Here is a 1,746-nt window from a genome sequence, read left to right on the forward strand (position 1 = left end):
AAGACGTCGGTGTGGCAGAGGCTGGTGGTGACGATGCGCACCAGCACCTCGCCGTCCTTCGGGCCTTCGAGGTCGATCTCCTCGATCTCCAGCGGGCGGTTGGGTTCCCAGGCGACGGCGGCGCGGGTCTTCATGGTCTCACTCCCCTCATTTCATGGTTGTCAGCAATGGCCATCGACGTCGTCCATCGGGTCGACGACGAGCAGCAGGCGGGTTTCGCCGGTTCCGGCCAACGGCGGTGAGCGGTGCAGGACGCCGGGAAACTCGGCGCCGGGCCAGAAGGCGCCGCGGAACAGGGCGGCGTCGGCGGCGGAGAGCTGCTGGACGACGGCGGGCGCGTGATCCGGACCGGGCGCGGCCGCGCCGTACTGCGTGCCGGCGCCGCGATAGGTGCAGAGCATGCGGCAGCGAACACGGTCGATGTGAAACTTCCGGCACTTGTCGGTGTCGACGACCTCGAGCCGGATCTCGATCAGCGGTTGGGCGGCGACCTGCGACAGGATCAGCGCCAGCGCCGCGGCGTCGCTGGCGAGCCGGTCGCGGTGGAGACCCGCGGGCGTGCCGGCGCTGTCGCAGGCGGCGTGGACGACGCGCTCGACAAGCTCGGGCGTGGTCAGCGTGCTCAGCCGCGGCAGGCGCTCGGGCGGCAGGGCGTCGATCCAGGCGGCGAAGCCGGGGTCGCGGGGGCGGCGCCAGATCGCCGCGGCGACGCCGGGTTGGCGTATGCCGGCGAGGATGGCGGGGTCGGCGCTCTCGACTACGCCGAGAGCGAGCGGGATGCGGCCCGCCTGCGCGAGGGGCGCGTTCATCGCCGGCCCCTCACGCCGCCGCCGCGTCCGCGCCCCAGGCGGGGAACGGATCGGCCAGATGCGCCCATAGCGCAGGGGTGAAGGCTCCCGCCTCGATCAGGCAGGCGTCGAGCATCGCGGTGATGGCGGAGACCGACATGGCGTCGGCGTTCCCGATGAACACCAGCTCCTGCCGCCGGTCGGCGAAGACAGGGTCCCAGTTGCGGTGCATCCGCGCCTGATACTCGGCGTCGCCCGGCCAGCGCTCCGGCGGCGTCGCCGCCCACCAGCGCCCGAGCGGGCGGGTCTGCGCCATGGCGCCGGCGAGGCTGAACTCGCCGACCCAGTCGGGGCGCGTCGCCAGCCAGAAATGGCCCTTGGCGCGGATCACGCCCGGCAGCGTCTTCCGTAGGAAGCCCCCAAGGCGCTCGGGGTGGAACGGCCGGCGCGCGCGGTAGACGAAGGATGTGATCCCGTACTCCTCGGTCTCTGGCACATGGTCCGCGAAGCCGTAGAGCTCCTTCGCCCAGAGCGGGTGCTCGTGCGCCTTCTCGAAGTCGAAGAGCCCGGTGTCGAACAGATGGCGGCCCTCGACGCGGCCCCAGTCGGTCTCGACCAGCCGGGCGTCGGGGTTCAGGGCGCGGATGATCTTGCGCGCCGCGTCGACCTGCGCCGCGGTCGCGGCGGAAACCTTGTTCAGCACCACCACGTCGGCGAACTCGATCTGGTCCACCAGCAGGTCGACCAGCGTGCGGGCGTCGTCGGCGCCGAGGCTCTCGCCCCGGTCGCGCAGGAAGTCGCGGCTGGCGTAGTCCTTCAGCAGATTGGCCGCGTCCACCACCGTGACCATCGCATCGAGCCGGGCGACGTCGCCGAGGCTGACGCCGTTCTCGTCGCGGAACTCGAAAGTGGCGGCCACCGGCAGGGGTTCGCTGATCCCGGTGCTCTCGATCAGCAG

General features: G+C 71.9%; 2 protein-coding genes and 1 pseudogene. All 3 read right to left on the reverse strand.

Features of this window, described 5'->3' with window-relative positions; translation table 11 throughout:
• Nucleotides 1-134, reverse strand: a pseudogene (locus BLW43_RS23285) (S-(hydroxymethyl)glutathione dehydrogenase); the annotation flags it as partial.
• A gap of 27 nt (nt 135-161) precedes the next feature.
• Complete coding sequence (locus tag BLW43_RS22640) at nt 162-809, reverse strand: DUF1826 domain-containing protein (protein WP_093257198.1); 648 nt, start codon at nt 807-809, stop codon at nt 162-164.
• Between the two features lie 10 nt (nt 810-819).
• Nucleotides 820-1,746 (reverse strand): GTP-binding protein (locus BLW43_RS22645; protein WP_093257199.1); only part of this gene is annotated, 927 nt, incomplete at its 5' end.

Source organism: Rubrimonas cliftonensis, assembly GCF_900107585.1.
Taxonomy (GTDB): domain Bacteria; phylum Pseudomonadota; class Alphaproteobacteria; order Rhodobacterales; family Rhodobacteraceae; genus Rubrimonas; species Rubrimonas cliftonensis.